Origin of the sequence: Streptomyces sp. NBC_00984 (genome assembly GCF_045162475.1) — a bacterium.
Lineage (GTDB): Bacteria > Actinomycetota > Actinomycetes > Streptomycetales > Streptomycetaceae > Streptomyces.
In genome coordinates this window covers 513260-539165 of sequence record NZ_CP108735.1, presented here as the reverse complement: position 1 = coordinate 539165, position 25906 = coordinate 513260, and the positions used below count along the sequence as shown (strand labels likewise).

Sequence of the window (25906 nt, the reverse complement as noted above, 5' to 3'; positions counted from 1 at the left end):
CATGAGCATCAGCACGCCCATCGGCATGTCCTACCCCGAACGAGCCACCAGCCTGGTGGCCAGGGCCGACCAGGACAGATGGGGAAGCGTCCGTCCTTCACTGTACGAGACGGCCCGGGTCCTCTCGGCGGCGCCGTGGCTGCCCGAGGAGCCACGGCGAATCACGTACCTGCTGGAACAACAGGCGCCCGACGGCAGTTGGGGGGAGGGACCGCTGCGCTACCGGCTCCTGCCGACCCTCAGCGGAGTGGAGGCCGCACTGGCGGTCCTGCGAAGGGGCACCGCGTCCGCAGAGGTCACCGGCCGGCTCACGACCGCGGTGAACAGAGGCCTCGACGTACTGCGGTCGCTGCCATCGGTGGGCCCGTGGCCGGACACGGCCGCAGCGGAAATACTCGTACCCAGCCTGGTAGCCAAGATCAACGAGAAGCTGGGCTCCCTGATCACCGGCGGGGACATGCCCGGTTTCGGTGGCCCCCGGCTGCCGGTTCCGGGCGGCTTCCACGCGTCGGCACCTGCTTCCGTGGCCAGGAGGTACGAGTCGGCGGGCAGCCTGCCCGTCAAGTTTCACCACACATTCGAAGGCATAGACAGCTACATACCGCCGTCTCTCGTCCCTGACGCCGAAGGCCTGCTGGGCAGCTCCCCGGCCGCCACCGCGGCACGGGCAATGCGGTCACCTGCCACTACCGCGCAGGCCGTCGCCGACCTCACCGCAGTGGCGCAGCGCTACGGCGGTCTCTTCCCCGAGGCCGCGCCCCTCCGCGTGGTCGAACGGCTGTGGGTCGCCGCCGCGCTGGCGCGCGCCCACCTGCCCGCTGCCGCTCTTCCCACTGTCCGTGGGTGGGCCGAGGAGATCTACGATCCGCAAGGCGTGCGCGGTGCGCCCGGCCTCATGACCGATGCCGACGACACCGCCATGGCGGTGCTGGTTGCCTCGCTCGTCGGCCTGCCGTACGACCCGGCACCGCTGGATCTGTTCCACAACGGCAGCCACTACGACTGCTACATCGGCGAGGACACCGGATCGGTCACCGCGAACGCCCACGCCCTCCAGGCCCTCGTGAGCTACCTGCGGCGCTGCCCGACGGCGGAGCACACATACGGCCCCCGAGCGGCCAAGCTGTGCGACTGGCTGACCGGCCAGCAGCGACCCGAAGGACACTGGACCGACAAGTGGCATGCCTCCCCCTACTACGCCACCGCGCGAAGCGTCACCGCGCTCGCGCAGTACGGCGGCCACCACGCGTCCAGGGCGGTCCAGAGCGCTGCCGCGTGGACCACTGACACTCAGCGCGCCGACGGCTCCTGGGGCGTGTGGGGCAGCACCGTCGAGGAGACCGCATACGCCGTCACAATCCTGCTGAGCGCCGCCACCCCCGCACCGCAGCCGCAGCACACCCGGGCCCTGGACCTCGCCGAAACGTATCTGCGCGCCGCCTCGCACCCCAGCCACCAGCACCCCGCCCTGTGGCACGACAAAACCCTGTATGCGCCCACCGCGGTGATCGAAGCGGAGGTGCTCGCCGCGCGGGAGTTGCTGCGGGCACGTCGTGCAGCCGCATGTACAGAAGCAGATGTGGAAAGGACGGACGCGTGACTGCCGACATAGACATGACTGCCGACATGGACGTTCCGCCGACCGCTCCGGGGCGGCTGCCGCTCATCGGACACGCTGTACCCCTGGTCAAGGACCGCCTGGAGTTCATCGAACGCCTGCGCACATACGGGCCGATCGTCCGTATGTCGGTCGGCCCCAAGAAGGTGACCGTGGTCAACTCGCATGAGCTGATCCACGAGATGCTCACCAGCAAGTCCGGCTCCTTCTCCAAGGGGTTGCTGGGCGAGAAGCTCAAGCTCTTCGGTCAGTCGGCCCTGCCGGTCGCGGAAGGCGAGCCGCACCTGCGTCGGCGCCGCCTGCTCCAGCCCGCCTTCCACCGCGAGCAGATCAGCGGGTACGTCAACACGATGCGGGAAACGGTGGAGCCGTCCATCACGGCCTGGGGTGAGGGGGAACTGCTCGACCTGAAGACCGTAATGGGGCTCATGGCCCAGGACGTGGCCCTGTCAGTGCTGTGCTCCTTCCGCGCGGAGCAAGAGCGGGCGCGCGCGATCCTCGACGCCGTCGACACGGTCTTCACGGCCGCCATCTGGCGCACCATGGTGCCCGTGTCCTCGCTGGAAAGGCTGCCCACCCGCAGCAACCGGCGGCTCAAGGCCGCCCGCAGCCTGCTGCGCAGCGAGGTGGCGGACATCATCGCGGAGCGCCGGGCGGACCCCGACGCCCACAACGACCTCGTGACGCTGCTCCTGGAGGCCCGGGACCAGACCGGTGCGCCACTGCCCGACAACGAGATCCTGTCGGAGATCATCGGCCTGCTGGCCGCGGGCTCCGAGACGACGGGAGTCATGCTGGCCTGGCTGTTCCACGAGCTGGGCCGCGACCCCGAACTGGAGCGCAGGCTGCACGAGGAGGTCGACTCCGTGGTCGGAGAGGGCCCGATCACCGCCGAGCACGTCCCCCAACTCGCCTTCACCCGCAGACTGGTCAGTGAGACCCTGCGCCTGCACCACGCCGGCTGGCTGGTGACCCGGCAGGCCACCAAGCCCGTGCGCCTCGGGCAGGTCAGCCTCCCGGCGGGGGAACAGGTGCTGTGGAGTCCCTACGCACTGCACCGGGATCCGGCCCTGTACCCCGACCCGCTGCGCTTCGACCCCGACCGCTGGCTGCCGGAGCGCCCCCAGCCGCCGAGGGGAGCCTTCATCCCCTTCGGGTCGGGAAAGCGCATGTGCATCGGCGACGCGTTCGCCTGGACGGAGGCGATCGTCATCACGGCGTTCATCGCGTCCCGCTGGCGGCTGCGGCCCGTTCCCGGCGCCACCGTGGAGCCGATCGGGCTGCTCACCGTGCACCCGTCGGACCCCCGTATGGTCGCCGAATCCAGGCAGCGGGCCGTCGCGGGAACAGCCGTATGAGCGACACCCGCAGCTCGGACGCGCGTAGCCTGCCGATGCCCGACCTCCGAGGCTCTTTCCCCGGCCCCTTCGCCACCAGCCCGTATGCCGACGCCATCGAGGAGCAGACCGCCCACTGGCTCCGGACCTTCCCCTTGATCGGTTCACCCGGCGAGGCGAAGGCCCTCTGCAACATCACGGCCCGGGGGGTGGCTCGGGTCCTGCCCACGGCGGACCGGGAGGGCGTGATCCTCTGCGCCGATCTCTTTCTGTGGCTCACCGCGTTCGACGACGTGCACGGCGAGGCCGAAGGAGGCCGTGACACCGCCCGTCTGGTCCGCCGCATCAGTCACTGTGTCCATCTGCTGGCCGACCATGACGAGCCGGCAGCCGATGACGACGCCTACATCGCCGCCCTGCGGGACCTCCTGCACCGGTTCCGGGAACGGGCCACGCCCACGCAGTACCTGCGGCTCACCGCGCACCTGCGGGACAATCTCTTCGGCATCCTCTGGGAGGCCCATCACCTCGACAGGCTCGACCAGGTCACCCTGAGCGACTATTGCGCGATGCGGCCACACACAGTCTTCGTCCGGACCGTCATGGCGACCGCGGAAGTCGCGCTCGGTTACGAACTGACCGAGGATCAGCGAGCCTCGGCAGCGGTGCGGGAACTGGAGAAGGCCGTTGCCGACCTTGCCGGGTGGATCAACGACCTCGCCTCGTACGCGAAGGAGACGGATCACGCCGGCCCGACTCCTCTGAGCCTGCCGACACTGCTGATCCGACAACGCGAGTGCGACCTCGAAGAGGCGTTCCGCCTGGCCTCCCGCATGTGTGAGGACCAAGCCGCCACCGCACGCCTTCGAATCACCGAACTCGCCGTCAACAGCAAGAACGCACTCGCGGATCACGCTCGCGCCGTGGAAGCCGTCGCAGCCTCCTACGTGTGGCACATAGGGCACGCCCGCTACGAGCGTTAGCCACGCACCCCATGCCCTGAGCAGCCGTATTCAGTCGATCACGGGGAACAGCCGGGACGGCGACAGGCACGTCGGTGGTCACACCGACGAGGTCGTCCTCCGCTCGGGCCCCTGGATGTCCAGCGCACTCGCCAACCTGGATGGTCCCCGTGCTCGGCTGCCCCGTGCAGGGCGCGAACTGCTCATCGAGGCCGACACCGGAGCCAGACGATCGCCACGATCACCAGCAAGGTCATGGACGGCATGGCCGAATGGCAGAACCGGCCCCTCGACGCCGTCCACCCGGTGATCTTCATCGACGCGATGCGCATGTCCTCAAGCCCGTCTACACGGCAGCCCGAGAAAGCCGCGTCGCTTCGTGTTCGCGGTACGCGCCCAAGGAGTCCCACCCGGTGTCCTGATGGTGATGTCCTGATGGTGATGTGAGTTCATGGGTCCTCCAGTTCCAGAAGCACGAGCGGCGGGCACCCCGATTCGGCCCGGCTCTGCCGCGTCGAGTGCGTGGTGCCCGCCGGAGCTCAGCGGAGGAAGGGGCTGAGGTTGCGTTCCAGGAGGGGCTTCGGGACAGCGCCCGTCCATGCCTTTGCAGGGGTGCCGTCGGCGTAGACCACGAACGCGGGGATCGAAGAGATTCCATGCCGGTCCGCCAGTCCGGGCTCCTCATCCACGTTGATCTTGACGACGTCCAGGACGCCCGCGTGCTCGGCGGCCAGCGCCTCGACGATGGGAGTGACCCTCATGCACGGCCCGCACCACGCAGCCCAGAACTGGATCAGGACGGGCCGCTCTGCCTTCAGTACGCGGGCGGGAAATGTCTGCTCGGTGACACTGTCCACGGGTCCGGTGGACTTTGCTGCCATGGTGAGACTCTCCTTCTTGGTGTGTTCGTTGTAAGCGCGTGGCTCCCGGCGGGCCCGGACGGCAGGTGCCGGAAGACGGCTGGCGAAACGGCCGGGGTCAGTCGGACAAGGCGGCCTGCGGGGCCGACTGCGGGAAGTGCTGGGGTGTCCGGGACGTGGGTCTGCTGTTCTCCACGGCACGCTCGATGTCTTCCGCGACGAGGTCATGGTTGAGTGCGAACGCGGCCGCGGCGCCCTGCCCTGCTGCGGTGATCACGAGCGCCTTCGCGTCGGATACGTTGCCGACCGCCCATACCCCGAACGCACTGGTCCGTCCCGCAGTGTCGGTGGTTACCCAGCCGTTCTGGTCCCGCTCGCACCCCAGGCCGGTGAGCAGCGCGTCGTGGGGCACCATGTGCGGGAAGAGGAAGACCGCACAGCGGGGGTAGACATGGCCCTCGGCCAGCTCGACGCCGCGCAGTTGGTCGCCCTCCGTCACCAGGCGCTTGATGGCGCCGTCGGCGACAGTGATTCCGCGGGCGGACAGTTGTTCGCGCTCCTCCGTGCCGAGGTCCAGGGTGTGCGCAAAGAAAACAATGTCGTGCGACCACTGTCGCAACAGCAGCGCGTGCTGCACCGCGCCCGCGTGGGTGCCCAGCACTCCGATGGGCTGGTCGCGTACTTCATACGCGTGGCAGTAGGGGCAGAACAGCAGATCCTTGCCCCACCGCTCGCGTACGCCCGGGATCGCGGGGAGCTCGTCCCGCAGTCCGGTGGCCACCACCACCCGGCGGGCCCTGAGTACCGCGCCGCCGTCCAGCCGGACGAAGAAGCCGGGGTCGATCTCATCCACACGGCTCTCGAACAGGTCCACCCCGTAGCCGGTGACCTCGGCCCGCCCCACTGCCAGCAGGTCGGCCACAGGCATCCCGTCCCGGGACAGGAAGCCGTGCATATGCGCGGCAGGAGCGTTTCGCGCCTCTCCCCCATCCACCACCGCAACCCGGCGACGGGACCGGGCCAGGACCAGGGCGGCGCTCAAGCCTGCCGCGCCCGCGCCCACAACCACCACGTCATACACGCCATCGTCAGCAGGCGAGTTCTGCGGATTGTTTGTTGTATCGCTCATGGCGATCACCTCCGCCCCGAGCGTGCATCCCCAATCGAGACATCGGCAAATGAACTTGCCATTTCCGCAAGTATCGCCCTGGCCTACCCTGACCTGCCCTCCACAATGTTCACTTTGCTCTTTTAGCAACTTCCCTTGCCATTTCCGGAACGGCTTGGGTTGGATGGGGTTCATGGACGAGCAATCCCCCGTTGCCGCCACACTGGCGCAGGTCGGCGCGCGGCTCCGACACATCCGTACGCAGCGCGGCGTGACCCTGTCCGCACTGGCCGAGGCCACGGGGATCTCCACGAGCACACTTTCGAGGCTGGAATCCGGCCAGCGCCGCGCGAGCCTCGAAATGCTGCTGCCGATCGCGCAAGCCCACCAACTGCCACTGGACGAGCTGGTCGGGGCACCCGAGGTCGGCGACCCCCGTATCCACAGCAGACCACGCGTGCGCAACGGCCGGACCCTGATTCCGCTGACCAACCGACCGGGTCCCTTGCAGGCATGGAAGTCGGTCATCCCTGCCGCCCAGAACCTGCCCGAGCCGTGCACACATGAGGGGTACGAGTGGCTGTACGTCCTGTCCGGACGTGTACGGCTCGTCCTGGGCGAACAAGACTTGGTCCTGGAACCGGGCCAGGCCGCCGAGTTCGACACCCGCCTGCCCCACTGGTTCGGGTCTGCCGGTGACTCGGCCGTGGAGGTCCTCAATCTCTTCGGTGGCCAGGGCGAGCGCGTACATGTCCGCGCCAAACCTCGCTCCCGCTGAACGCCGCGTCCCGCCGCACGGGCATACGGCATGCTCAGAGCTGCTGGGCGACAACCGCGGCGTTCCGAACGGTCACCATACGAATCCGGCAACACCGCTGCGCGGGCGCCGCGTTGTCCGAGCGCCATGCTCCTGCGCAGTCCGGACCGGCCGGCCTTTCAGCTGGACGACCTCCTGGTCGCCGCCCAGCTCTCCGCACACACCACGCCGGCAGAGCTCTCCGACCACAGCACCGGACATCAGCCAAACCAGTCGACTCTGTTCTCCCGAAGCCGCCGCGTGCAGACACTCCCGGGAACTCGCCTCCTGGCAAAGCCGTTCAACCAGCATGCCGCACAATCAGAACGCCCCCGTCGTACGCCCCATCACCGACATCGACATCCCCGCCGCCGTCGAGACCCTGACCCGGGCCTTCGCCGACTACCCCTACACCCGGCACGTGGTCGCCGCTGACGACCACGAGGACCGGATCCGGCGCTTCCAAGAGCTCTGCTTGACCCGTGTCGGGATGGTGTACGGGCGAGTGTGGGTTGCGGACGAGGGCCGCGCTGTCGCTGTCTGGGCCGCTCCTGACCAGGACCCTTCGCCCGCTTTTGCCGAGGTTGGCCCGTTGCTCGGCGACCTCGCCGGTGACCGGGCAGCTGCGTATGAGTCTGCGGAGCAGGCCGTCGCACCGTACCGGCCGCAAGAGCCGGCGTGGTTCCTCAACACGGTCGGAGTCGCCCCTGAAGCCCAGGGGCAGGGCCTTGGCAGTGCGGTGCTCGTCCCCGGCATCGAGGCGGCTGCAGACGCCGGGTACCCTGCGTTCCTGGAGACCTCCAGCGAGCGGAACGTGAAATTCTACGAGCGCCTCGGCTTCGAGGTCACAGCCGAGATCTCGCTCCCCGACAACGGCCCTCGCACGTGGTGCATGCGCAAGGACCCCCACCAGGGTCCTTCGTTCGGATCAGGCCGGATCAAACAACGGCCTTGAGAAGGCGCCCGCCCCAGTAGATGCCCTTCTCACTGCGGATGCGGGCACGTTCCTTGCGGTCGGGGGCCAGGACATCGTGGTGACGGGCGTTGGCGCGAGCGCCCGGCCTGGGGTGCAGGGTGGGACACCCGCCGCACCGCCCTCGTCTCCGCCACGGCGACGGGCCGCGCCGGTACCCCCACGGACATCGCGACCACAGTCGCCTTCCTGGCCTCCCCCGGGGCCCGCCACATCACGGGCCAGGTGCTGCACGTGAACGGGGGCGCACACGGGACCCGCTGATCGGGGCGGGATGCGCGGGGGCCGCAACGGCCGGCCCGCCGACTGCTTCGGGCGAGCGCGCCGCCCTCCCGGAACTGCCGGTCGCCCCGTTCTGCGCGAGCGGGCGCAGGTCGCAGAGCTCGGTGTGGAATGGGCCTGACACCACCCGCCGGGGTCGCCCGGATCTTTGGTTCAGCGGCCTGGGGGCGGGGTCGATCCATTGAGGTGGTGCCGGTAGTGACCAAGGGGATGGGGTGTGAGGTGCGGCCGGTGGGACGGGGCGCATTCGATGATCAGGAGGGCGACGTCGTCGGCGGGGTGGCCGCCGATGTGCGCGAGCAGATCGCGGTGGATGTGGTGCAGCAGAGTATCGGGGCTGGTGGTGGGGAAGGAGGCGACTCGTTCGGCGAGCGGGTAGAACGCTCCGGACGGCGAGCGGGCTTCGATGACTCCGTCGGTGTAGAGGACGAGCATGTCACCGCATGTGAAGGTGAACGGGTCGATGCCGTCGTCCTCGATCGGTCGTTCGCTCACGCCCAGCGGAGGCAGCGGCTGTCGGGCATGCAGGACCGTGACCCGCTGATCGTGCACCAGCAGAGGCGGGGGATGCCCACAGTTGATCATCTCGGCGGCAGCAGGTGGGGCGTCGTCGGGGATCTCCAGGACGAGGCAGGTGATGAAGTGCTCGCCGGGGTCGTGCTCGGTGTCCGCCACGTCCTCCAGGTTCCGGGAGACGCTCTCTTCGAGGGCAGTTACCAGCTCGGGGAGGGTCGCATACCGGTGAGCGCCCTCACGGAATGCCCCCAGCACCAGCGAGGCCTCACCGATGGCGGCCAGCCCGTTGCCCCGGACATCGCCGATGACCACCCGGGTCGCGGCATGCGCGGCGCGGGCGAACGCAAACAGATCACCCCCGATCTCGGCCTCGTCCTGCGCGGACATATACAGCCATGCCACCTGCAACGGCCCGATCCGGCGTGGCGGAGGCCGAAGCAGAACCCGCTGAGCCGTCTCCGCCACGGAGCGTGCCAGGCTCAGCGCCCGGTCGCGCCGCTCCCGCACAAACCGCATGAAGACCACCAAGGCGGAGAGCACGGTCAGCCCGATGATCTGCGCCATGCGGTTGGGCGTGGTCACTGTGCCGAGGAAGACAACGATGAACACTTGGGCCGCCACTGCCAGGACCCCGGCGAGGGCGGTGAGCCGTGTCCCGGCGAGGGAGGCGGTCAGAGCGGGCGCGATGACCAGCAGTGGGCCCAGCTGGACATCGCTACCGGTGTAGACATCCAGCACGGTGATCGTCACGATCAGCACGAACGGGATCGCCACCAGACCACGGCCTGATGGGGGCTCCATGAGGTGATCCCACGAACGTCGCACACCCATATGCCCTCATGCTCCATCGATTACGCATCCCCGGCCAGCCGACGAGCACGAGTCGGGTCTTCTCGCCTTGAGCGGAGAACTCCTCCCGGGGCTCCGGACCGCTTCCCCGGGGCCGCGGAGGCGGTCGACTCCAGTCGGGGACGTCACTCCGGCGGTCGTCCTCGCCGAGGACGGCGCGCATGTCCGCCGGGCTGCCCGCGAGACCGACCGGGCTACGGAGGCCGGAGCCGGCTACACGCAGACCGGCGGGTCCGGGTAGGAGCACCCGGCGTAGGTGTCGCCCTCGTACGTGATGCCCCCCTCCATCAGCTGATCGCAGGTGGCGCAGTTGACGGCGAAGTACGGGTTGACGCGGAGGAAGGCCGCGTTCTTCAGCTCGAAGATCGCCTTCACCGCGTCCGGCCCGTGTTCCCGGATCCCGTGCTGCAGGAAATCGAACGCGCCGAACTCGTGGCCCTGCTTGCACGTGAAGCGGCCGAATCGGAAGGCGCCGATGTCCGCGATCCCCAGCTCGGACTCGATCCGCGCCCTCTCCTCGGCCGACACCGGTTCGAGCCGGGAGGCCTTGACCAGCTCGGGCGTCCAGTGCAGGTCCCGGAGAGTGCGGGCCTGCTCACGCGACAGGTAGAAGGAAGCAGTTCTGCCGCTCTTGATGGTCTCCTGCACCAGGGCCACGACCGCGTCGTCGTCCGCCGCGACGACAACCTTCCCCCTGCCGACGGCTGCTTCGATCTGGGCCAGCAAAGAATTGTCCACGACGCATCCTTCCAGGTCTGCACCCTGAATCCGATCTTGCGTTCGTGGACAACTATTCCGTTCGGCCACCCTGCTCGGCAGGTGCCACACGGGGGCCTCACCCGCACGGCAGCCCCGGCCCACACCACAGCCCCCGGCCGACGCGACTCAGCCCTGGTGCCTGAAGCTCGCAGGCCCGACGACCTGCGGTAACCCGGGCTCCACCTGTGCAGGACGAGCTCGTTCTCTGAGCGTTCAGATGTCCGGTCGGGCCGAGTCTCTCCGTATCGGCCGGCTTCGCGTCCTCCTACCCTGCTGTCCAGACGGTGCCGCGGGCCTCGTACTCCAGCATGGTCTCCAGGTCGGTCGCGGCGTCGGCGCCGAGTTCGCGGCGGCTGAGCCAGAGGGCGAGTTCGAGGCCGGAGGTGATGCCGCCGGCGGTGACGAGGTCGCCGTCGTCGACGACGCGGGCGTTCTTGAGGAGACCGCCCTGCCGCTCCAGGTCGGGCTTGGCCTTGTTGTGGGTGGTGCAGGGGCGGCCGTGGGTGAGGCCGGCGGCGGAGAGGAGCATGACGCCGGTGCACAGGGCGCTGATGGTGAGGCCGGGGCGGGTGGCGGCAGCGAGGGCTCGGGGCAAGGTGCCGCGGTCGATCTCGGCCCAGACGCCGGGGCTGTCGCGACGTGCGTAACCGCCGCCGGGGACGACGAGGATGTCCGCCGTGTCCGGGGCCCAGTGGTGTATGCCCCGGATCACCGTGCCATAGGCAGCGGTCACCGTGCGGGCTCCGGTGGCCGACACGTAGCGGACCTCGACCGGGCGCGGGGTGAAGAACCCGGCGGCCGAGAAGACCTCGTACGGGGCGGCGAAGTCCAGTTCCTCGACACCGTCGTACATCACTGCATGGACGCGCAGCGGCCCGGTCGTTCCGGCCTCCTCGGCAGCGGACGCGGGGGTGGTGGCCGTGCCGGCGAGTGCGCCCGTGGCGCTGAGGGCGGTGGCGGCGCGGAGTATCTGCCTGCGGTTCATGTGGGGCTCCTGTTCCGGAGAAGGGGCGACGGAGAGGTTGTCGGACCGCGGTGCCCTCCGGTTCCCGCCATGGCGCGGGAACTCGACGTCTCTTCCGTCCGACTCCTTCACCGCGCCCACACGGAAGCGGCGAGAAGCACGGGATGGGTGGACTGGACATACACATGCGCGGAGTCGCCTGTCGGCACGGCCGCAACGAAGCCGTGGTGGGTGTGGATCTGGAGATCGCCGCCGGTGGGCGAAGCGCACTGACCGGGACCAACGGGTCCGGGAAGACGACGCTGCTGCCTGCGGTCCTCACTTCGTACTCCCTCCCGCAGTCCCCGTCCGGCCGAACGTCGTCGCCTTCGAGGAGTCGCCTCGCCCCTGCCGGAAGTTCCCGGGGCACTCTTGTGGAACACGCCCCAGTCGCGTACTTATGTCCCGGCAGGCCGAGGGGCGGCCTCATGACGGCTGTACCCGCCCTCATGCCTCCAGGAGGGGTGCAAGGATGGGCGCGCCATGACACCAGGCCGATGTTCGCGAGGAGTGCGGGCCGCGATGTTCGCGGCCGTCTGTGTACTGCTCGCGGCCACCGGCCACATTCTGATGTCGGGGCAGGGCGTGCCCGCCTGGACACTGTTACTCGCCTTCGCCGTCACCGTGGCGGTTGCCTGGACACTCGCAGGACGCGAACGCGGACTGTTGGCTGTCACGGCGATGTCCGTGGTCGTGCAGAGCGCGCTCCACGCGGTGTTCTCCTGGTCCCAGGCGGCGGCCGTCGCCGTGTCCGCGCCGCCTGTCCGCACTCCGATGCCGATGGACAACGCGCATGCGGCACACGCGCACATGTCGCACGCGGCCATGTCGCATACGCACATGTCGCATGCGGCCATGGGCCACGGGGGCTCGTCCCCGTCCGGCGCGGTGCTCGCCGAGGCGGCTTCCGCACACGACATGACAGAGGCGCACTTCGGGCCGCTTCGCCAGTTCCTCCTGGCCAACTCCAGACCCCCCGACCACACCGTGCAGACCTGCGCCCTTCACCGCTGTTTGTGGAGACGACAAGGTTGTTGCCGGTGATGTAGCTGGCTGGCGGCGTCCGAAGCGAGGTAGTGACCTGCGGGGCTGAGCACTCTGGTTGGCGAGCTGAGCATTGCGGCTGGTGAGCGAGTTGATCTCTGCTTGGCGACGGTGCGGATGTCGTTGCAGAGCGGGTGCATAGGATCGTCGGCATGGCACTGCGACCGGTCAACGTGAACATAAAGGCTCTTGATGACTCGGCGGTCGGCCGGTTCTGGGCGGAGGCGCTCGGCTGGGGTGTTTCGAGCGAGGGTCCCGGCGTGACCAACGTTGAACCCGTCGGCGGATTCGTTTGGCCGGACCCGGTCGCCGTCTGCGTCGATGTCGTTACCGTCCCGGAACCCAAGACACCAACAAAGAACCGTGTGCACCTCGATCTCGCCACCACCTCTGTGGCCCATCAGGCGGAGTTGGTCGCGCGCCTCCGGGCTCTCGGTGCGACGCCCGCCCACGTGGGCCAGGGCGAAGTGCCGTGGACGGTCCTCGCCGACCCGGAGGGCAACGAGTTCTGCGTGCTGGAACCTCGGGAGATCTACCGGGACACCGGGCCGATCGCCGCGGTGGTGGTCGACTGTGCGGATCCTCGGGCCATGGCCCGGTTCTGGGGCGAGGCGGTGGACTGGACCCTGCACAAGGTGACTGACGATCACGCAGTATTGCGCTCCGCCAAGGGTGTCGGCCCGTATCTCGAGTTCCTCCGCACGCCCGACGTGAAGACCGTGCCGGACCGCGTTCATATTGACCTGCTGCCGTACCCCGGTGACGATCAAGAGGCGGAGGTGACGCGGCTGCAGGCCCTCGGCGCCACCGACCTCGACCTCGGCCAGGGCGACATCCCGTGGAGGTGCCTGGCCGACCCGGAGGGCCACGAGTTCTGCGTCCTCGCGCCCCGCTGACGCGGAGCCTTCAACGACACCCCGGCACGTGAGCCCTGTCTGCTCATGCGCCACGACCCCGAGTGGGCTGGGCTGCGGCGTCCCGGTCGATTCGGGCGGTGGCGGCAAGAGCTTGCGTGTCGGGGGCGAGATCAGCTCCCTCGCCATCCACAACGCTCAACTCGCCACTCCTCGATGAGGCGTTCACGCCGGGTTGAGCGAAGGCATCCGCCCGGCGCCCACGTGACCGCCACCATCACGAGCGCGGTGTCCGCGCACCGATCTACGTTGAGACCTCGACGGCCCGGCTGCACCTGGAAGTCGGTCGACCCGGCGAATTGCCGGCAGACCACCGCGTCCGCTCTGGACAGCAGCAACAAGCAACTGGGGTACGCCGTCGCCCGAGACATCGCATGCGGCGAAAGCCAGAGCTTCAGCTTCCCTGCGGGAGCGCCCGTTCCCGGCGGAGCCGCGGAGGATTCACCACCAAGATCCACCTCGTCGCCGAGGGACGATGAGAACGTGTCGGTACCGCAGGCCAGTTGACGTTCCTTCGCGGCCTCAAGGTTGGCCTCGGAGCAGTAGCCGGCGTCGACCAGTGCCTGCTTGGGGTGGACGCCGGTGTTCGCCGCGGACTGGTCGAGCATCGTGGTGTAGTTCAGCGCGTCGGAGGCGTTGCAGGTCACGTCGGCGGCGGTGATGACCTGGTGTTCGGCGTCCACGACGGCCTGGGCGTTGCAGGCCTGGATGTAGGCGCCGTCGCTGTTCTTCATGATCCGCGAGTCGGGGTCGGTGAAGTTGGCCTGCGCCTTGGGCTTGGGCTTGGGACGGACCTTCGCAGCGGCCTTACGCCCGGCGTCGATGAGGGCCTGCTCGTCGGTGGTGTCGGCGCGCTCCTGGCGGCGGCGTTCCTTGTCCTCCGCGTGGCGGCGGGCCTTGTCGGCGGCTTCGGCCTCGATCTGCGCGCGGGTGGCCTGCAGCTTGGCCGGGCGCTTCTCGCGCCGGTCCAGCTCGGCGGGCAGGTCGGTGTCCTTGCCGTCGGCGCCGAACCTCTGGTCCTCGGCGGCGTCGGTGGCATCCGGCATCGGCATCGGCATCGGCATCGGCATCGGCATCGGCCAGGAAGGCTGTGGCCCGGCCTCCAGCGCGGCGATCTCGGCCTCGATCCGCTCTTCCTTGTCGATCAGGCGGCCGTAGCTCATCGCCTTGTGCTTGGAGGCGCCTGCTTCGAGCTTGGTGCCGTCCAAACGACGCGGCCCATCTTGACCATGCCGAGCTTCTGCGCGAGGTGCAGGGACTGGGTGAACAGGTCGGCGAGGGCGTTCAGGTGGCGGCGGCGAAACCGCGAGATCGAGCGGAAGTCCGGGGCCTGGTCGGCGGCCAGGTATCGGAACGCGATGTCGTCGGCGCACTTGCGCTCGATCGCCCGTGAGGAGCACACCCCGGTGGTGTAGCCGTAGATCAGCAGACGCAGCATCAGCCGCGGGTCGCAGGGCGGGTAGCCGCGCTTCTCGGTGTAGTCCGCCAGGACCGGTCCGAGCTCCAGCACCTCGTCCACCAGGTCGGCGACGAACCGGGCGAGATGGTCCTGGGGCAGCCAGTCGTCCAGCGACGGGGGCAGCAGCAGGACCTGGTGGGGGTCGAACGCCCTGAAACGCTTGCCCACCGCCGCCGGACGGCCCTGCGGCTGCTTCGGCTCGACCGGCTCGACCTCGAACAGACCCTCCCCACTACGCATGCCGAGATCATCCCGCATCTGATCACCCATGGCCGCCCTGTTGTCCGCCGAACAGCGAAAGCCCCGGTTCTCGGCTCAACGCGTGAACCGAGGGTGGAGGCTGAATGCTGAGTTCAGCGCCCGGGGCGGTTGAGTGAGGACAGGCCCCACAGCTCGGCGATGTGGCCGTCCTGTACCCGGAAGATCTCCATCATCGAAGGGAGAGCCTGTTCCTCAACTCCCGCCGGGATGCCGTGCAGGCTCGTACGGACTGCGGCTCTGTCTGCATCCACGAGCATGTCCTCGACGATGACCTGGATGTCCGGGAACATGGTGTGGAGCCCGTTCCACGCCTTCACAACGCTGTCGACGCCAACGGTGCCCAACGGGTGGCTCACGAAGTCGGCGGAGAAGATCGTCTTTGCCGCGGTGAGGTCACGGGCGTTGAATGCCTCATACACGCGCTGTGCGATGGCTCTTACGTCGTCTGTCATCTCACGCTTCCTATCCAGGACATGGGCGTGGATCAGCTTATGAGAAGAACCGTGGCGAACCTGCGCGAGATGCCGGCCCCGACGAAGACAGCGAAGAACTTCGTCTCGACCGACTCGGACTCGAACAGGCCGTCCTCACCACGTACACCGAGGTCATCCCGCACGAGCGATCACGAAACCCATGAGTACCGCTTATGACCCACGCTCCTAGCCGTACATCGCGGTGCTGTAGACATACAGGGCGATCACACCGGCGACGCAGGTGAGGATCACCCATGAACCGAAACTGGTGTGCTTCCCACTGCCTTTGGGCCGCGCGGCCTTCCTGGAGCGGTTGGACCGCCCGGACGCTGCCCGCGGCACGACCAGCGCCGCGTCGGCCGCCGCGTCGGCGAGCAGGCGACGGCAGGTCGCGGCGAGCACGTCCGTAGTGGCGGAGAGGGGCACCACGGCCTCCGAACGCGCCGGAGCGGTGGTGCCGCCGTCCAGGATGCGCCCCGCGCGTACGAGGATCTCGTCCCGGCCGCCCGCCGGAGCGAGGCTGATCCACCGCCGTACATGCTCACCCCGGATGACCACGCCGCCGGACCGCTCCCGGTACACGGTGTGTTCCCGCCACAAGATCTCCGCCAACTCAACGGCAGTGTCTCTCAGTTGTGCGCTCACAGCCCCTCCCCCTCCGCCTCACGGCGAATCGAACAAGCATCGCACTCTAGCGGTAGGCGCAGAGGGGCCAGCAGTCCCCCCAGCGGCCGCGCCCGTCCCCGGTGACGGATCCAGCCCGAGCCCGGACCATCCCCTGACCGCTGCTGGGAGCGCACAACGACGCAAAGGGGTACGAGTATCGGTATGGCGAGTGAGCCGATCCGGTGGCCGGTCGTCATGGGCCGGGCCCGGGAGAGCGTGGAGAGCTACGAGGGCGGTGTCACGCTGCGCCGGGTCGTGTACCGCCTCGTTTCCGAGGACAACGCGCTCGCCGACGTCGTCCTGCGCGAGGCGGAAGCGTCGGTCCACGAGTCCTGCATGATGAAAATGATCGTCTTGGGTTTCGGGAGGGCTCGTGGTTGAGGACGACGGGGTGGACTTGATCCGTATGGTCGGCGCGGACAGCAGCGTCCGGCTGCGGGTGCTGGGTCGACACAGGCCGGGGGCGACTCCGTACAACGACTATCTCGACGCCGAGGTCATCGTCACAAGTGGCTTCGCCAACGGGCGCGTTGAGGTGTGTCTGTCACCCGAGGATCTGGACGACTGGTACTCGGCCCTGGACGAGCTTGCAGCCGGCCGGGGCATCCGCTGGCTGTGCAATACCGAGATTCACATTGAGATCGACCGCCAGTTTTCGGTGCCCGTGCCCATCGTCACGGTGAAGGACGAAACCGAGTCAATCTCTTCGGTCCGAGTCTGGTTGGACGTGGGCCACGGCTGGGTCGATGACCTGCGTAAGCAGTACGAGCAGGTGCGGAGGACCTGGCCGAACGAGGCGGTCACATCGCCGCGGGCAAGGAACTACTGGCAGTGAACGGCCAGGCGGCGGATCCCGCCATCGCGCAGGCCCGCCGCCACCGCCGTGACCGCCTCCTCCTGCATAGGGACGCAGGTCCATTACGGCGCCTCCGGGGTGATGCGGACGCGCGGAATCCCGCTGATCGTCGAGTGCAACCGTACAGATGACGGGCCGGGCCCTGGCCTTGGGGAGATCACGGGCGCAGGGTGCCCTCCTGCCAGTACAGCAGGCCGCACGGAGGCGGAACGCCTCGCCGAGCGGGGCCCGTACAGGTCTGCCTCCCAAATCTCTGCGAGCAGGTCCTTGTCGAAGAGCCAGTCGTGGCGGCAGCCGGCGAGGAAGCGCAGGTTTCGCCAACTCCGCTTCCGGCGGCTCGCACCAGACTTCGAAGTCCCAACCGCGGGAGACAGCAACCTCGCGCGCCCAGCCGAGCCGGGCGAAGACCGCCGTCACGTCCTGGTCGAAGTCGGCGTGGAGCAGGCACGTCAGCCCAAACCGTGACTTGGAGACAACACGGTCACGCATCGCGGAGGACCAGTACGTGCCCGAGTACTGCTTCTGGCCGTGGCGCCGGGGGAACGTACGCCACGGCACCGAAGGCTCGAAGACGTCGACGCCTGTAGCCCTCCGAGGTCGGGCGTCGCAGATCTGCCCGTTCACGTGACGAAGACTCATCGGGACCTCGCCAAGCACACACGACATCCCCCCACCCCCGAGCAGCAAGAACGGGGCGCGAAGCCCCCGGTCTCGATCAGCTGAGACGCCGCCACGATCAAGGCGAAGAACACCGCTGCATGGATCGAAAGCGGGATCAGCACTGCAATGAGCGAACGATCAAGCGGTCGTTCGTCTCATGTTCTTGTCCCAAGGGCCAGAGACCGGAAGCCTCTCTACCTCACTGGCTCTGCCGTCCCGGAATCGCGGCAGGGGGACGACCCTGGCGGCGTCGTCCCCTGCCCCGTCACTGGTGTGTGGTTCCACACCTGCTGAACCTGCCGAGCCGGGAGACGGCCGACCGCGCGGTCGCTCCCACCTCGCCACTGCGTCTCACACCCCGGCGACTCCGTCGATGCGCTCTCGGATCAGATCGGCATGGCCGTTGTGACGCGCGTACTCCTCGATCATGTGAACCATGATCCAGCGCAGGGAGACTCCCTGATCTCCTACATGGCCGGCCTCCTGCTCGGACAGATGCCCGGCATCGTCCAGCGACGCGGCGGCGATAAGCTCGCGGCTCCGAGCAATCTCCGTCTGCCAGGCAGTCATCGCCTCTTCGAGGCCTCGGTCCGGATCAAGGGCAAAACCGTCGCCATTGCTCTCCCCAAAAACCGGGGGCAGGTCCTGGCGTGCAAACACACGCCGGAACCAGTTGCGCTCCACCTCGGCCAGGTGCTGGACGAGGCCCAGCAACGTCATCGACGACGGTGCCGAGGTCAGTCGCAATTGATCATCTTCGAGGCCCGAGCATTTGAGGGCGAGAGTCGCACGGTGAAAGTCGAGCCACGCCTCCAACATGACTCGTTCGTCAGCATACGCAGGCGGGATCGGACGTCCATCCGGGGTCGTATTCATGACCGCACCCTGCCAGAAGCAGTCCTGACCCTGCGACCGTCTTCGCCGGCGATGAACACGCGGCCGCGCGTCGGGGAACGCGGATTCGAGATCGACGTGCTGGAGATCCGCGACCCCCGCCGGTCCTCGGGCTGTCGGAGGAGGCGCTGCGGCGTCGGCGCCTCACCCTGTTGCGGACCGCGCTCGCGGAGTTCTACGAGCGGAGGCAACGTGCACGCTTCGGCTTCGGCTCGACGCCCGACGGCTCCGCCGGCGCGATCACCGCCGCCTCACGGTCGAGGAACCCCGCCGTCGCTTCGTACAGCGAAAACCCGTCGCAGTGCAGCAACGCCGTGCTCCCACGGACGGCGGGTGGACCGCGACGGGGAAGACGGTCCGGCCGGTGTCATCCGCCTGGTCCACGCAGTGGGCGTATCGAAGGCGCACCCCACGTAGCCTCTCTCACGTGCCAGCCTCCCGCCTGTATCGCGTCGCCGTACTTGTGCTCGAAGGTGCGAAGCCGCTCGATGTCGGAATTCCCGCGCAGGTTTTCGCGACCCGCGCGAGCATGCCGTACGAGGTGCGGGTGTGCGGGGCGGCACCCGGTCTTGTGACCGGCGGCGATGGTCTGTCGTACGGCGTCGCCCACGGCCTTGACGCACTTGCGTGGGCCGACATCGTCTTCGTCCCCGGTTACCGGTTCCCGGACCGCGACGACCCCCCGCGGGCCGTCCTCGACGCACTGATCGCCGCCCATGCCCGGGGCGCGCGGCTCGCCGCCATCTCGACGGGCGCCTTCGCGCTCGCCGCCACGGGCCTGCTCGACGGCAAGCGCGCCACGACGCACTGGCACTACACACGGGCACTGGTGGCACGGCATCCGCTCGTTCAGGTCGACGAGAACGTTCTGTTCGTCGACGAGGGCAGCGTGCTGACGTCGGCCGGCGCCGCCTCGGGCATCGACCTGTGCCTCCACATCCTGCGCGGCGACCTCGGAGTGGCCGCGTCGAACCATGCGGCCCGGCGTCTTGTCGCGGCCCCCTACCGCAGCGGCGGTCAGGCACAGTACGTACCACGCAGCGTGCCCGAGCCACTCGGTGAGCGGTTCGCCGCCACGCGCGAGTGGGCGCTTCACCGGCTCGGCGAGCCCCTCACCCTCGAGGCGCTCGCCCGGCATGCGGCGGTGTCGCCGCGCACGTTCTCGCGTCGCTTTGTCGATGACACGGGATACACGCCGATGCAGTGGGTCATGCGCGCCCGCGTCGACCTGGCCCGTGAGCTGCTCGAATCTTCGGAGCGGAGCGTCGAGCAGATCGCCACCGACGTCGGTCTCGGCACCGGTGCCAATCTGCGGTTGCACTTTCAGCGGATCCTCGGCACGACGCCGAGCGAGTACCGGCGCACCTTCACCCAGGGTGAGTAGCCCGCTGCCACGTGGCGAGATCCTTTTGAACCGTGGCGATCATGCCGCTGTCGCGGGCGGATGCAGCACGCGAAATTGATGGTGAACCGAAGGGACACCATTCATGACTCGCATCGCCATCAACGGATTCGGCCGCATCGGACGCAACGTGTTCCGCGCGCTGCTCGAGCGCGACAGCGACCTCGAGGTCGTCGCCGTCAACGACCTCACGGAGCCCGTCTCCCTCGCGCGGCTGCTCGCCTACGACACGACGGCCGGCCGGCTCGGTCGCCCGGTGACCGTCGACGGGGACGCCCTCGTTGTAGCGGGCCGCCGCATCACGGTGCTCGCCGAGCGCGAACCGGCGCAGCTGCCGTGGGCCGGGCTCGGCGTGGACATCGTGCTCGAAGCGACCGGCCGCTTCACGTCGGCCAAGGCCGCCCGCGGCCACCTCGACGCGGGCGCGAAGAAGGTGCTCGTCAGTGCTCCGTCGGACGGCGCCGACGTCACGCTCGCGTTCGGGGTCAACACGGATGCGTACGACCCGGACGTGCACACCATCGTCTCGAACGCCTCGTGCACGACCAACGCGCTGGCACCGCTGGCCAAGGTGCTCGACGACCTTGCCGGCATCGAGCACGGCTTCATGACGACGGTGCACGCCTACACGCAGGAGCAGAACCTGCACGACGGTCCGCACCGTGACGCCCGCCGGGCCCGTGCCGCCGCTGTCAATATCGTGCCGACCACCACGGGCGCCGCCAAGGCGATCGGCCTCGTACTGCCGAACCTCGACGGCAAGCTGTCGGGTGACTCGATCCGCGTGCCGGTCCCGGTGGGCTCGATCGTCGAACTCAACACAACCGTCGCCCGCGACGTGACGCGCGACGAGGTGCTGGCTGCCTACCGCGTCGCAGCGGAGGGGCCGCTCGCCGGCGTACTCGAGTACTCGGACGACCCGCTCGTGTCGTCCGACATCACGGGCAATCCCGCTTCGTCGATCTTCGACTCGGCCCTTACCCGCGTCGACGGGCGCCACGTCAAGGTGGTCGCCTGGTACGACAACGAGTGGGGCTTCTCGAACCGCGTGATCGATACGCTCGAGCTCCTCGCCAACCACTGACCAAACGCCGGGGCGGTACCTCACGTCCGGCGACCGCGCCGCCCAGCACCTGCTGTGAGCGCTCCAGTTGACCAGCCGGTCCGGCTGGGGTGCTCAGTCACAAAGGGATGACGTCGCCGGGCGGCCGGTGCCGGCCTGATCGCATGACTGGGACTACCGCAGCGACGGGTGTACGGATCGGACCACGACGGCCCCGACCCCGCCGAGCAGCCCGGCCGCGAGTACGTCGAGTTCGTCGGCGGCGCCCTGGACGGCCAGCGCGTCGTTGTCACCCACGCAGCGACCCGTCCGTCTGAAGGACAGAGGGCGACGGCCGGGGCCCGGCTCGCACTGAGCCTCCGCCAACTCGAAGTGCGACTGGCCAAGGAGCTGACGGAAGTAAGGGCCGAGCGGGACGAACTCGCCGTCGCCGAACGCGTCCTTGAGCGGGTGAGCGAGCAGCCGGCCGACGAGCGCGCTTCGGCCGCGCCGGTACCCGGCCAGGCGGGTGGTCGGGCGGTCAGGCTGATCCCGCACCGCGCGCCGGACGTGGAGGAAAGCACGCCCCCGTCGGACTACCAGCGCATCCTCGCCGCCGTGCGGAAGGCCGCCGGACCGGTCATGGCCCGGCAGGTCGGCGAGATGCTGGGGGTGGATGTCAGCGTGCGGGGCAAGCTGGAACCGCTGCGCGGGAAGCCGAACTCCGCGCCAAACCCGCTCGTGTCACCCACCCTCCTGCGCCCTCTGCTGGTCCTGACGAACCTCGAAGTCAACCGCTGACTGTCTTCGATGGGTGGGGAGATCCCCATGCAGGAAGTGGAGCTGGCTCCACTGTCGATACGCGCTCCAGCTGGATTCCTCGCTGCTGCGCTGATCCGTAGGTTCGACGTCATGACGCTCTCAACCAGGCACTTACCCCTCGTCAACCGGCGACGTGGTCTGTTCATCTTCCTCGGAGTCGCTTACCTCGGCATGTGGGCGGCCATGTCACCACTCCTGGCCAGCGGTTACCAGCGCGGCGACGCACGCGAGGAGACTGGTGCGCTGGAGCAAGTGTGTATCGCGGCCGCGATGTTGGCGCCTGCCCTCGCCGCAATCCTCGTCGTCCGCTATGTCGAGCGCAGCGGCCGGGTGCGAGACACGCTCGCCCTGCGCTGGACGAAGCCCTGGGGGCGTGCTGCACGGGCGTGCCTGATGGCTTTCGTCGTCCCCGCCGGCCTCACCACGGCTGCTCTTGTCGTCGGCACCTTCGCCGGCCGCTACCCGTTCGGTGGAGTGCACTGGAACGGGCTCGGCGCGTGGGCGGCCGCAGCGGTGCTGAACATGCTGGTGTCGCTTCCGCTGTTCTTCGGCGAGGAACTGGGCTGGCAGGGCTACCTTTTCCCGCGCCTCGCACAGGACGGTGACCGCCGGAGCCTGATACGGGCGTACGCAATCACCGGCGCGGCCTTCGCCCTGTGGCACCTGCCCACACTGCTGATGGGCGGCCAGTACCCAGGTCGGCCCTGGTATGTGTCGGTGCCCGCCATGCTGGTGAGTTGCCTCCTCATCCTGCCCGTCTTCACATGGCTGCGTCTGCGCTCCGGCTCGGTCGTACCCGCCGTCATCGGCCATGCGTTCGTGAGTTCGGTGAGTGTCGGTATGGTCAAGGAGTTCGCCGATTCCAAGGCAGCACTGGATCCCCTGCACATGAGCATGGCCGGATGGCCCGGCTGGATCGTCACAGGCGCGTTCGTCGCCTTCCTGACGCTGACCGGCCGACTCCAGCCATCCTTCTACACGGCCCGAACCGTCCCTCACCCCGCATCGATCCGCAAACGGTGAGTGCGTGTTCGCCGGGGCCGACCACGGACCGAGCCACCAAGGCCTGGTCAAGGCGGTGCGGGCTGAAAGCTCGACCAGCGCGAGGATGAACCAGGCGGTGAAGCACCCCGCGGTGATCAAAGTCCAGCAGGGGCCGGCATGAGCGTGCCGAAGCCTGGCGCCGCGGCACCCCGGGTGCGGAGCCAGCCTCATAGCGTCCGGGGGCGTTGTCCGAGGTAGTGGTTACGATCCGAGTCATGCGTCTTGAAGATCAGCTGGACAGGCTGGCGGAACTGGGGCTGCCGCTCGCGGCCGGCCGGACCGTGGACGAGTTGCTGTACTCGTGGCCGCGGGAGGCATATGAGCGCAAGCCGTTCGACCTGGCGCTGTTCGCGCTGGGCTGCGCGGTCGAGGACGAGCCGTGGGAGCGGTGGTTCTGTGACCGGGCATGGCACTTCGACACCGAGTGCGTCCGCGGCCGGGGTTCGTACGTGGCGATCGCCCGGCAGCTGTGCCGGATCGCCGGCCTGCCGGACGCCCTGTCCGGCCTGCGGGACCACGTCGACCTCGGCGCGGAGGAGGCGTGGATCGAATACACAGCCGACGGCCGGCGGGTCAACTGGCCCATCGAAGTCAGGGACGACTGGGCCGACTTGATGGTCGTGAGCTATCTCATCGACGAGCTGGAACACGGGGACCGGCGCTTCCATGTCCAGCACAACGGCCAGGCCATGACGCTCTTCTTCCTCGACGACGACGCGGCCGCACGGCTCAACACGCTGACCGGCGGACAGACGGTCGCCCCCTTCCCCGGGTAGCGGCCCCGCTCGCCCGGGACACAGCCGTCCCCCACAAGGTGAAACCGGGGTCCACCATCAGGTTCCCGCGGACATCCGGGATGGCTCGGCGCCGGGTCAGGAGCGGACGCCGAGCCCATTGGGCGAGCGCTCCGGCGATCAACGCACCGGCCCCCAGGCCGCCCAGGTTGGCGATGCCGGACACCGTGTCGAAGCGCCCGCGGCCGGCTGCCGGCCTTGCCTTGTCATGGAGTTCGTGCAGGTAGGCCATCGAGGTCGCGGTCACCGCGCCGATCCCGATGCCCGAGACCAGGCGTCCGACGATCAGCATCGGAAGTCCGGTCGACTCGACGAAGAACAGGCAGGCGATCACTTCGACGACGACCCCCGCGAGCAGGACCCGCTTGCGCCTCACCCAGTCGGAGACGTGTCCGAACGCGATCAGGCCGGCGATGACGCCCACCGCGTACACGGCGCGATGTAGGTGATCGTCAGCGGCGGCAACGCGTGCCGCTCGGCGTGGAGCACGTACAGCGGGGTGGGCGACGTCGGCGTGATCACCCGCGGATCGTCGTCCGGCTGAGTACGCGCCCCGGCGGGTCCCGTGACCTCGCGCATGCTCTGCAGCTCGGCGAACTCGACTTCGCCATCCTCTCTGTCAGCGGCCTCCCGCCGCGCGGCTTGGTCGTCACACGTCTGGAAAGCATGCCGATGGGCGTACTCGTTCCCGACGATCACGGAATGGCGAGGCGTGACGCGGTTCGGTGGCAATGCCGGGTCCGGTCCGTGGAACCGGCGCAGACGGGAACAGCTGTCGGCGCCCCTCGGACACTGAGGCGCCCGCGTCGACTCTTGAGTACTCACAGCGTGATGTGCGTGGCCGGTTGCGTCATGCGGTCACCTTGGCGATGAACGCCGTGAGGTTCGTAACGGTCCGCAGGATCTTCTCCTCCAAGGTGAGCGACTCGTGGAGCCGGGCACCGATGCCCGCGTCCTTCCTGCCTCGCACGTACAGCGGGCAGGCGAGGTCGCTGCATATGTAGGCGCCCACCGAGTTGCCCTGCTGTCCTGCCTTGCCTGCTTTCGCGGCGACCATGAGTGAGACACCGCCGGTGTGGGTGGTCAAGCACATCGAGCACATGCTGCTCCGCGTTTGCCAGGGGGTGTTGGTGGGGCAGCGCAGGGCGAGTGCTGTCGGGCGGCTGTCCAGCTCGGTGGCGAGGTAGGCCCGGTGGGGGGCCTGGGGGTCCCTCCAGCCGAGGAAGTCCAGGTCGTCCCAGGGCCGCTCGGCCAGGTCGTGGGGGATGGACAGGCGCTTGGCCTCGCCCTTGGTGCAGTTCACGAAGGCGGTGCGGATCTCCCGCTCGGTCAGAGGTCTCATAAACCGCAGGCTAGTTTGCCTAAAACCTTTAGGCAAATGCATAATGGTTATCGCCAGATCGGAGGAAGATTATGGTTCGAGTAGGGCTGACACCGGAGCGCCTGACCCTGGCGGGGGCGGAGCTGGCCGATGAGGTCGGTTTCGATCACGTGACCGTCTCGGCGCTCGCCCGGCGGTTCGACGTCAAGGTCGCGAGTCTGTACTCGCACCTGAAGAACTCCCAGGAGCTCAAGACCAGGATCGCGCTGTTCGCGCTGGAGGAACTCGCCGACCGGGTCGCCGATGCCGTGGCCGGACGTGCCGGCAAGGACGCCCTGGCCGCCTTCGCGGATGCCTACCGCGACTACGCCCGGGAGCACCCCGGTCGCTACGCCGCCGCCCGTCTCAGGCTCGATCCCGAGACGGCGGCCGCCAGCGCCGGGGTGCGGCACGCACAGATGACGCGGGCGATCCTGCGCGGCTACGACCTGACGGAGCCGGACCAGACGCACGCGGTCCGGATGCTGGGCAGCGTGTTCCACGGCTACGTCAGCCTGGAGCTGGCCGGAGGCTTCGAGCACAGCGCCCCCGACGCGCAGGAATCCTGGGCCTGGATCGTGGACTCCCTCGACACTCTGCTGCGAAACCGCGCTGCACGCTGACCGGATGAGGGCCGCACCGCCGGAGGCGGTCGCCCGCGCCGGGCGTCGAAGCATCTGATGTCGGGGCGCCGAAGCATCTGGGGGGCGACACTGGCGACCTCGCGTAATCGGGAGTCTCGTATTCCTCAGCTGTTGAGTGCTCTTGGTGACCGTGAGTGGTCGCCAGTTTCACACCCCAGGTAGTCGTTCCTCGGCAACCGACGGATGCGAGCGTGACGCGCCCACCATCGGAGGAATGCCGAAAGCAAGGCACCGAACGGGGATCCAATTGGCTGTTTGCCCAACCGATTCGACCCGAGGATGTCCCCATGCGTCGTGCCCTTACAGCGGTTGCCTTGTGCGCCGGGACCGTTGCTCTCACGCTCGGAAGCGCGGGATTCGCCAACGCGGAAGCTTGGATCTTCCCGCAACAGTGCTTGGACGGGGGCGGGCAGGTTATGCAGATCGAGCCTGGGCTAGGCACCTGCGTCGGCGGGACGTACGACGGCACCGAGGTGCGAGAGCGAGCCTGAGCCCATTCGATTCCACT

Annotated in this window: 26 protein-coding genes and 4 pseudogenes; 19 read left to right on the top strand and 11 right to left on the bottom strand. The window is 68.5% G+C overall.

Annotated elements, in window-relative coordinates; genetic code table 11:
• The first annotated feature begins 1 nt into the window (after position 1).
• The 4 genes and pseudogenes from OG520_RS42465 to OG520_RS42450 form a co-directional block, all read left to right on the top strand.
• Complete coding sequence (locus OG520_RS42465; RefSeq protein ID WP_331748806.1) at positions 2–1600, top strand: prenyltransferase/squalene oxidase repeat-containing protein; 1599 nt, start codon at positions 2–4, stop codon at positions 1598–1600.
• Positions 1597–2976, top strand: a complete 1380-nt coding sequence (locus OG520_RS42460; RefSeq protein ID WP_331748802.1) for a cytochrome P450 — start codon at positions 1597–1599, stop codon at positions 2974–2976. Before OG520_RS42465 ends, OG520_RS42460 begins: the two co-directional genes overlap by 4 nt.
• Entirely contained in the window at positions 2973–3938 is a 966-nt protein-coding gene (locus OG520_RS42455) for a terpene synthase family protein (RefSeq protein WP_331748798.1), read from the top strand. The genes OG520_RS42460 and OG520_RS42455 overlap by 4 nt, the downstream gene beginning before the upstream one ends.
• Before the next feature lie 204 nt (positions 3939–4142).
• Positions 4143–4250 (top strand): annotated as a pseudogene (locus tag OG520_RS42450) (transposase); the annotation flags it as partial.
• Positions 4251–4456: 206 nt separating this feature from the next.
• Here OG520_RS42450 and OG520_RS42445 read toward each other — a convergent pair.
• On the bottom strand, positions 4457–4798 hold the full coding sequence (locus tag OG520_RS42445; protein ID WP_331748794.1) for a thioredoxin domain-containing protein: 342 nt from the start codon (positions 4796–4798) through the stop codon (positions 4457–4459).
• Positions 4799–4895: 97 nt separating this feature from the next.
• A complete protein-coding gene (locus OG520_RS42440) occupies positions 4896–5906 on the bottom strand; it encodes an NAD(P)/FAD-dependent oxidoreductase (RefSeq protein WP_331748792.1) in 1011 nt (336 codons plus the stop codon).
• A gap of 172 nt (positions 5907–6078) precedes the next feature.
• Between OG520_RS42440 and OG520_RS42435 the strand changes: the two genes are divergently transcribed.
• The 3 genes and pseudogenes from OG520_RS42435 to OG520_RS42425 all read left to right on the top strand — a co-directional run.
• Positions 6079–6663, top strand: a complete 585-nt coding sequence (locus OG520_RS42435) for a helix-turn-helix domain-containing protein (protein ID WP_399337186.1) — start codon at positions 6079–6081, stop codon at positions 6661–6663.
• 328 nt (positions 6664–6991) lie between these two features.
• Positions 6992–7636, top strand: coding sequence for a GNAT family N-acetyltransferase (locus OG520_RS42430; protein WP_331748785.1), 645 nt, complete (start codon positions 6992–6994; stop codon positions 7634–7636).
• Between the two features lie 123 nt (positions 7637–7759).
• Positions 7760–7918 (top strand): annotated as a pseudogene (locus OG520_RS42425) (SDR family oxidoreductase); the annotation flags it as partial.
• Positions 7919–8089: 171 nt separating this feature from the next.
• On the opposite strand, the gene OG520_RS42420 reads toward OG520_RS42425, so the two are convergent.
• The 3 genes from OG520_RS42420 to OG520_RS42410 form a co-directional block, all read right to left on the bottom strand.
• Complete coding sequence (locus OG520_RS42420; protein WP_331748782.1) at positions 8090–9253, bottom strand: PP2C family protein-serine/threonine phosphatase; 1164 nt, start codon at positions 9251–9253, stop codon at positions 8090–8092.
• A gap of 261 nt (positions 9254–9514) precedes the next feature.
• Complete coding sequence (locus tag OG520_RS42415) at positions 9515–10039, bottom strand: hypothetical protein (protein ID WP_331748779.1); 525 nt, start codon at positions 10037–10039, stop codon at positions 9515–9517.
• 286 nt (positions 10040–10325) lie between these two features.
• A complete protein-coding gene (locus tag OG520_RS42410; RefSeq protein ID WP_331748776.1) occupies positions 10326–11045 on the bottom strand; it encodes a DJ-1/PfpI family protein in 720 nt (239 codons plus the stop codon).
• Between the two features lie 50 nt (positions 11046–11095).
• Here OG520_RS42410 and OG520_RS42405 point away from each other — a divergent pair.
• From OG520_RS42405 to OG520_RS42395, 3 genes and pseudogenes are all read left to right on the top strand, one after another.
• A pseudogene (locus OG520_RS42405) lies at positions 11096–11344 on the top strand (hypothetical protein); the annotation flags it as partial.
• A 241-nt stretch (positions 11345–11585) separates the two neighbouring features.
• On the top strand, positions 11586–12107 hold the full coding sequence (locus OG520_RS42400; RefSeq protein WP_331749636.1) for a hypothetical protein: 522 nt from the start codon (positions 11586–11588) through the stop codon (positions 12105–12107).
• A gap of 152 nt (positions 12108–12259) precedes the next feature.
• Positions 12260–13003 carry a VOC family protein gene (locus tag OG520_RS42395; RefSeq protein WP_331748773.1) on the top strand — a complete coding sequence of 248 codons (744 nt, stop codon included), beginning with the start codon at positions 12260–12262 and terminating at the stop codon, positions 13001–13003.
• A 413-nt stretch (positions 13004–13416) separates the two neighbouring features.
• On the opposite strand, the pseudogene OG520_RS42390 reads toward OG520_RS42395, so the two are convergent.
• From OG520_RS42390 to OG520_RS42380, 3 genes and pseudogenes are all read right to left on the bottom strand, one after another.
• Positions 13417–14702 (bottom strand): annotated as a pseudogene (locus tag OG520_RS42390) (IS1182 family transposase); the annotation flags it as partial.
• Positions 14703–14833: 131 nt separating this feature from the next.
• On the bottom strand, positions 14834–15193 hold the full coding sequence (locus OG520_RS42385) for a nuclear transport factor 2 family protein (RefSeq protein WP_331748770.1): 360 nt from the start codon (positions 15191–15193) through the stop codon (positions 14834–14836).
• 207 nt (positions 15194–15400) lie between these two features.
• Positions 15401–15817 (bottom strand): hypothetical protein, encoded by a 417-nt coding sequence (locus OG520_RS42380; protein ID WP_406016784.1) that lies wholly within the window; start codon positions 15815–15817, stop codon positions 15401–15403.
• Positions 15818–16042: 225 nt separating this feature from the next.
• Between OG520_RS42380 and OG520_RS42375 the strand changes: the two genes are divergently transcribed.
• Together OG520_RS42375 and OG520_RS42370 are read left to right on the top strand one after the other, a co-directional pair.
• Positions 16043–16261 carry a hypothetical protein gene (locus tag OG520_RS42375; RefSeq protein ID WP_331748761.1) on the top strand — a complete coding sequence of 73 codons (219 nt, stop codon included), beginning with the start codon at positions 16043–16045 and terminating at the stop codon, positions 16259–16261.
• On the top strand, positions 16254–16715 hold the full coding sequence (locus OG520_RS42370; protein ID WP_331748758.1) for a DUF5959 family protein: 462 nt from the start codon (positions 16254–16256) through the stop codon (positions 16713–16715). Before OG520_RS42375 ends, OG520_RS42370 begins: the two co-directional genes overlap by 8 nt.
• A 1032-nt stretch (positions 16716–17747) precedes the next feature.
• Here the strand turns inward: OG520_RS42370 and OG520_RS42365 are convergent.
• Positions 17748–18272 (bottom strand): DinB family protein, encoded by a 525-nt coding sequence (locus OG520_RS42365; RefSeq protein WP_331748754.1) that lies wholly within the window; start codon positions 18270–18272, stop codon positions 17748–17750.
• 445 nt (positions 18273–18717) lie between these two features.
• Between OG520_RS42365 and OG520_RS42360 the strand changes: the two genes are divergently transcribed.
• From OG520_RS42360 to OG520_RS42340, 5 genes are all read left to right on the top strand, one after another.
• Positions 18718–19674: a helix-turn-helix domain-containing protein gene (locus OG520_RS42360; protein WP_331748751.1), complete on the top strand. Its 957-nt coding sequence runs from the start codon at positions 18718–18720 to the stop codon at positions 19672–19674.
• Between the two features lie 103 nt (positions 19675–19777).
• Complete coding sequence (gene gap, locus OG520_RS42355) at positions 19778–20776, top strand: type I glyceraldehyde-3-phosphate dehydrogenase (RefSeq protein WP_331748749.1); 999 nt, start codon at positions 19778–19780, stop codon at positions 20774–20776.
• A gap of 168 nt (positions 20777–20944) precedes the next feature.
• Positions 20945–21535, top strand: a complete 591-nt coding sequence (locus OG520_RS42350; protein ID WP_331748747.1) for a hypothetical protein — start codon at positions 20945–20947, stop codon at positions 21533–21535.
• Positions 21536–21646: 111 nt separating this feature from the next.
• Positions 21647–22579 (top strand): CPBP family intramembrane glutamic endopeptidase, encoded by a 933-nt coding sequence (locus OG520_RS42345; protein ID WP_331748744.1) that lies wholly within the window; start codon positions 21647–21649, stop codon positions 22577–22579.
• Between the two features lie 236 nt (positions 22580–22815).
• Positions 22816–23376 (top strand): hypothetical protein, encoded by a 561-nt coding sequence (locus OG520_RS42340; RefSeq protein ID WP_331748741.1) that lies wholly within the window; start codon positions 22816–22818, stop codon positions 23374–23376.
• On the opposite strand, the gene OG520_RS42335 is transcribed toward OG520_RS42340, so the two are convergent.
• Positions 23330–23827 (bottom strand): MFS transporter, encoded by a 498-nt coding sequence (locus OG520_RS42335; RefSeq protein WP_406016753.1) that lies wholly within the window; start codon positions 23825–23827, stop codon positions 23330–23332. The genes OG520_RS42340 and OG520_RS42335 overlap by 47 nt on opposite strands.
• Positions 23828–23862: 35 nt before the next feature.
• Here OG520_RS42335 and OG520_RS42330 point away from each other — a divergent pair, with 35 nt between their 5' ends.
• A complete protein-coding gene (locus OG520_RS42330) occupies positions 23863–24267 on the top strand; it encodes a LysR substrate-binding domain-containing protein (protein ID WP_406016752.1) in 405 nt (134 codons plus the stop codon).
• Here OG520_RS42330 and OG520_RS42325 read toward each other — a convergent pair.
• A complete protein-coding gene (locus tag OG520_RS42325; protein ID WP_331748731.1) occupies positions 24245–24736 on the bottom strand; it encodes an FBP domain-containing protein in 492 nt (163 codons plus the stop codon). The two genes, OG520_RS42330 and OG520_RS42325, sit on opposite strands and share 23 nt — an antisense overlap.
• A 71-nt stretch (positions 24737–24807) precedes the next feature.
• Between OG520_RS42325 and OG520_RS42320 the strand changes: the two genes are divergently transcribed.
• Positions 24808–25377 (top strand): WHG domain-containing protein, encoded by a 570-nt coding sequence (locus OG520_RS42320; protein ID WP_331748728.1) that lies wholly within the window; start codon positions 24808–24810, stop codon positions 25375–25377.
• Positions 25378–25906: the final 529 nt, after the last annotated feature.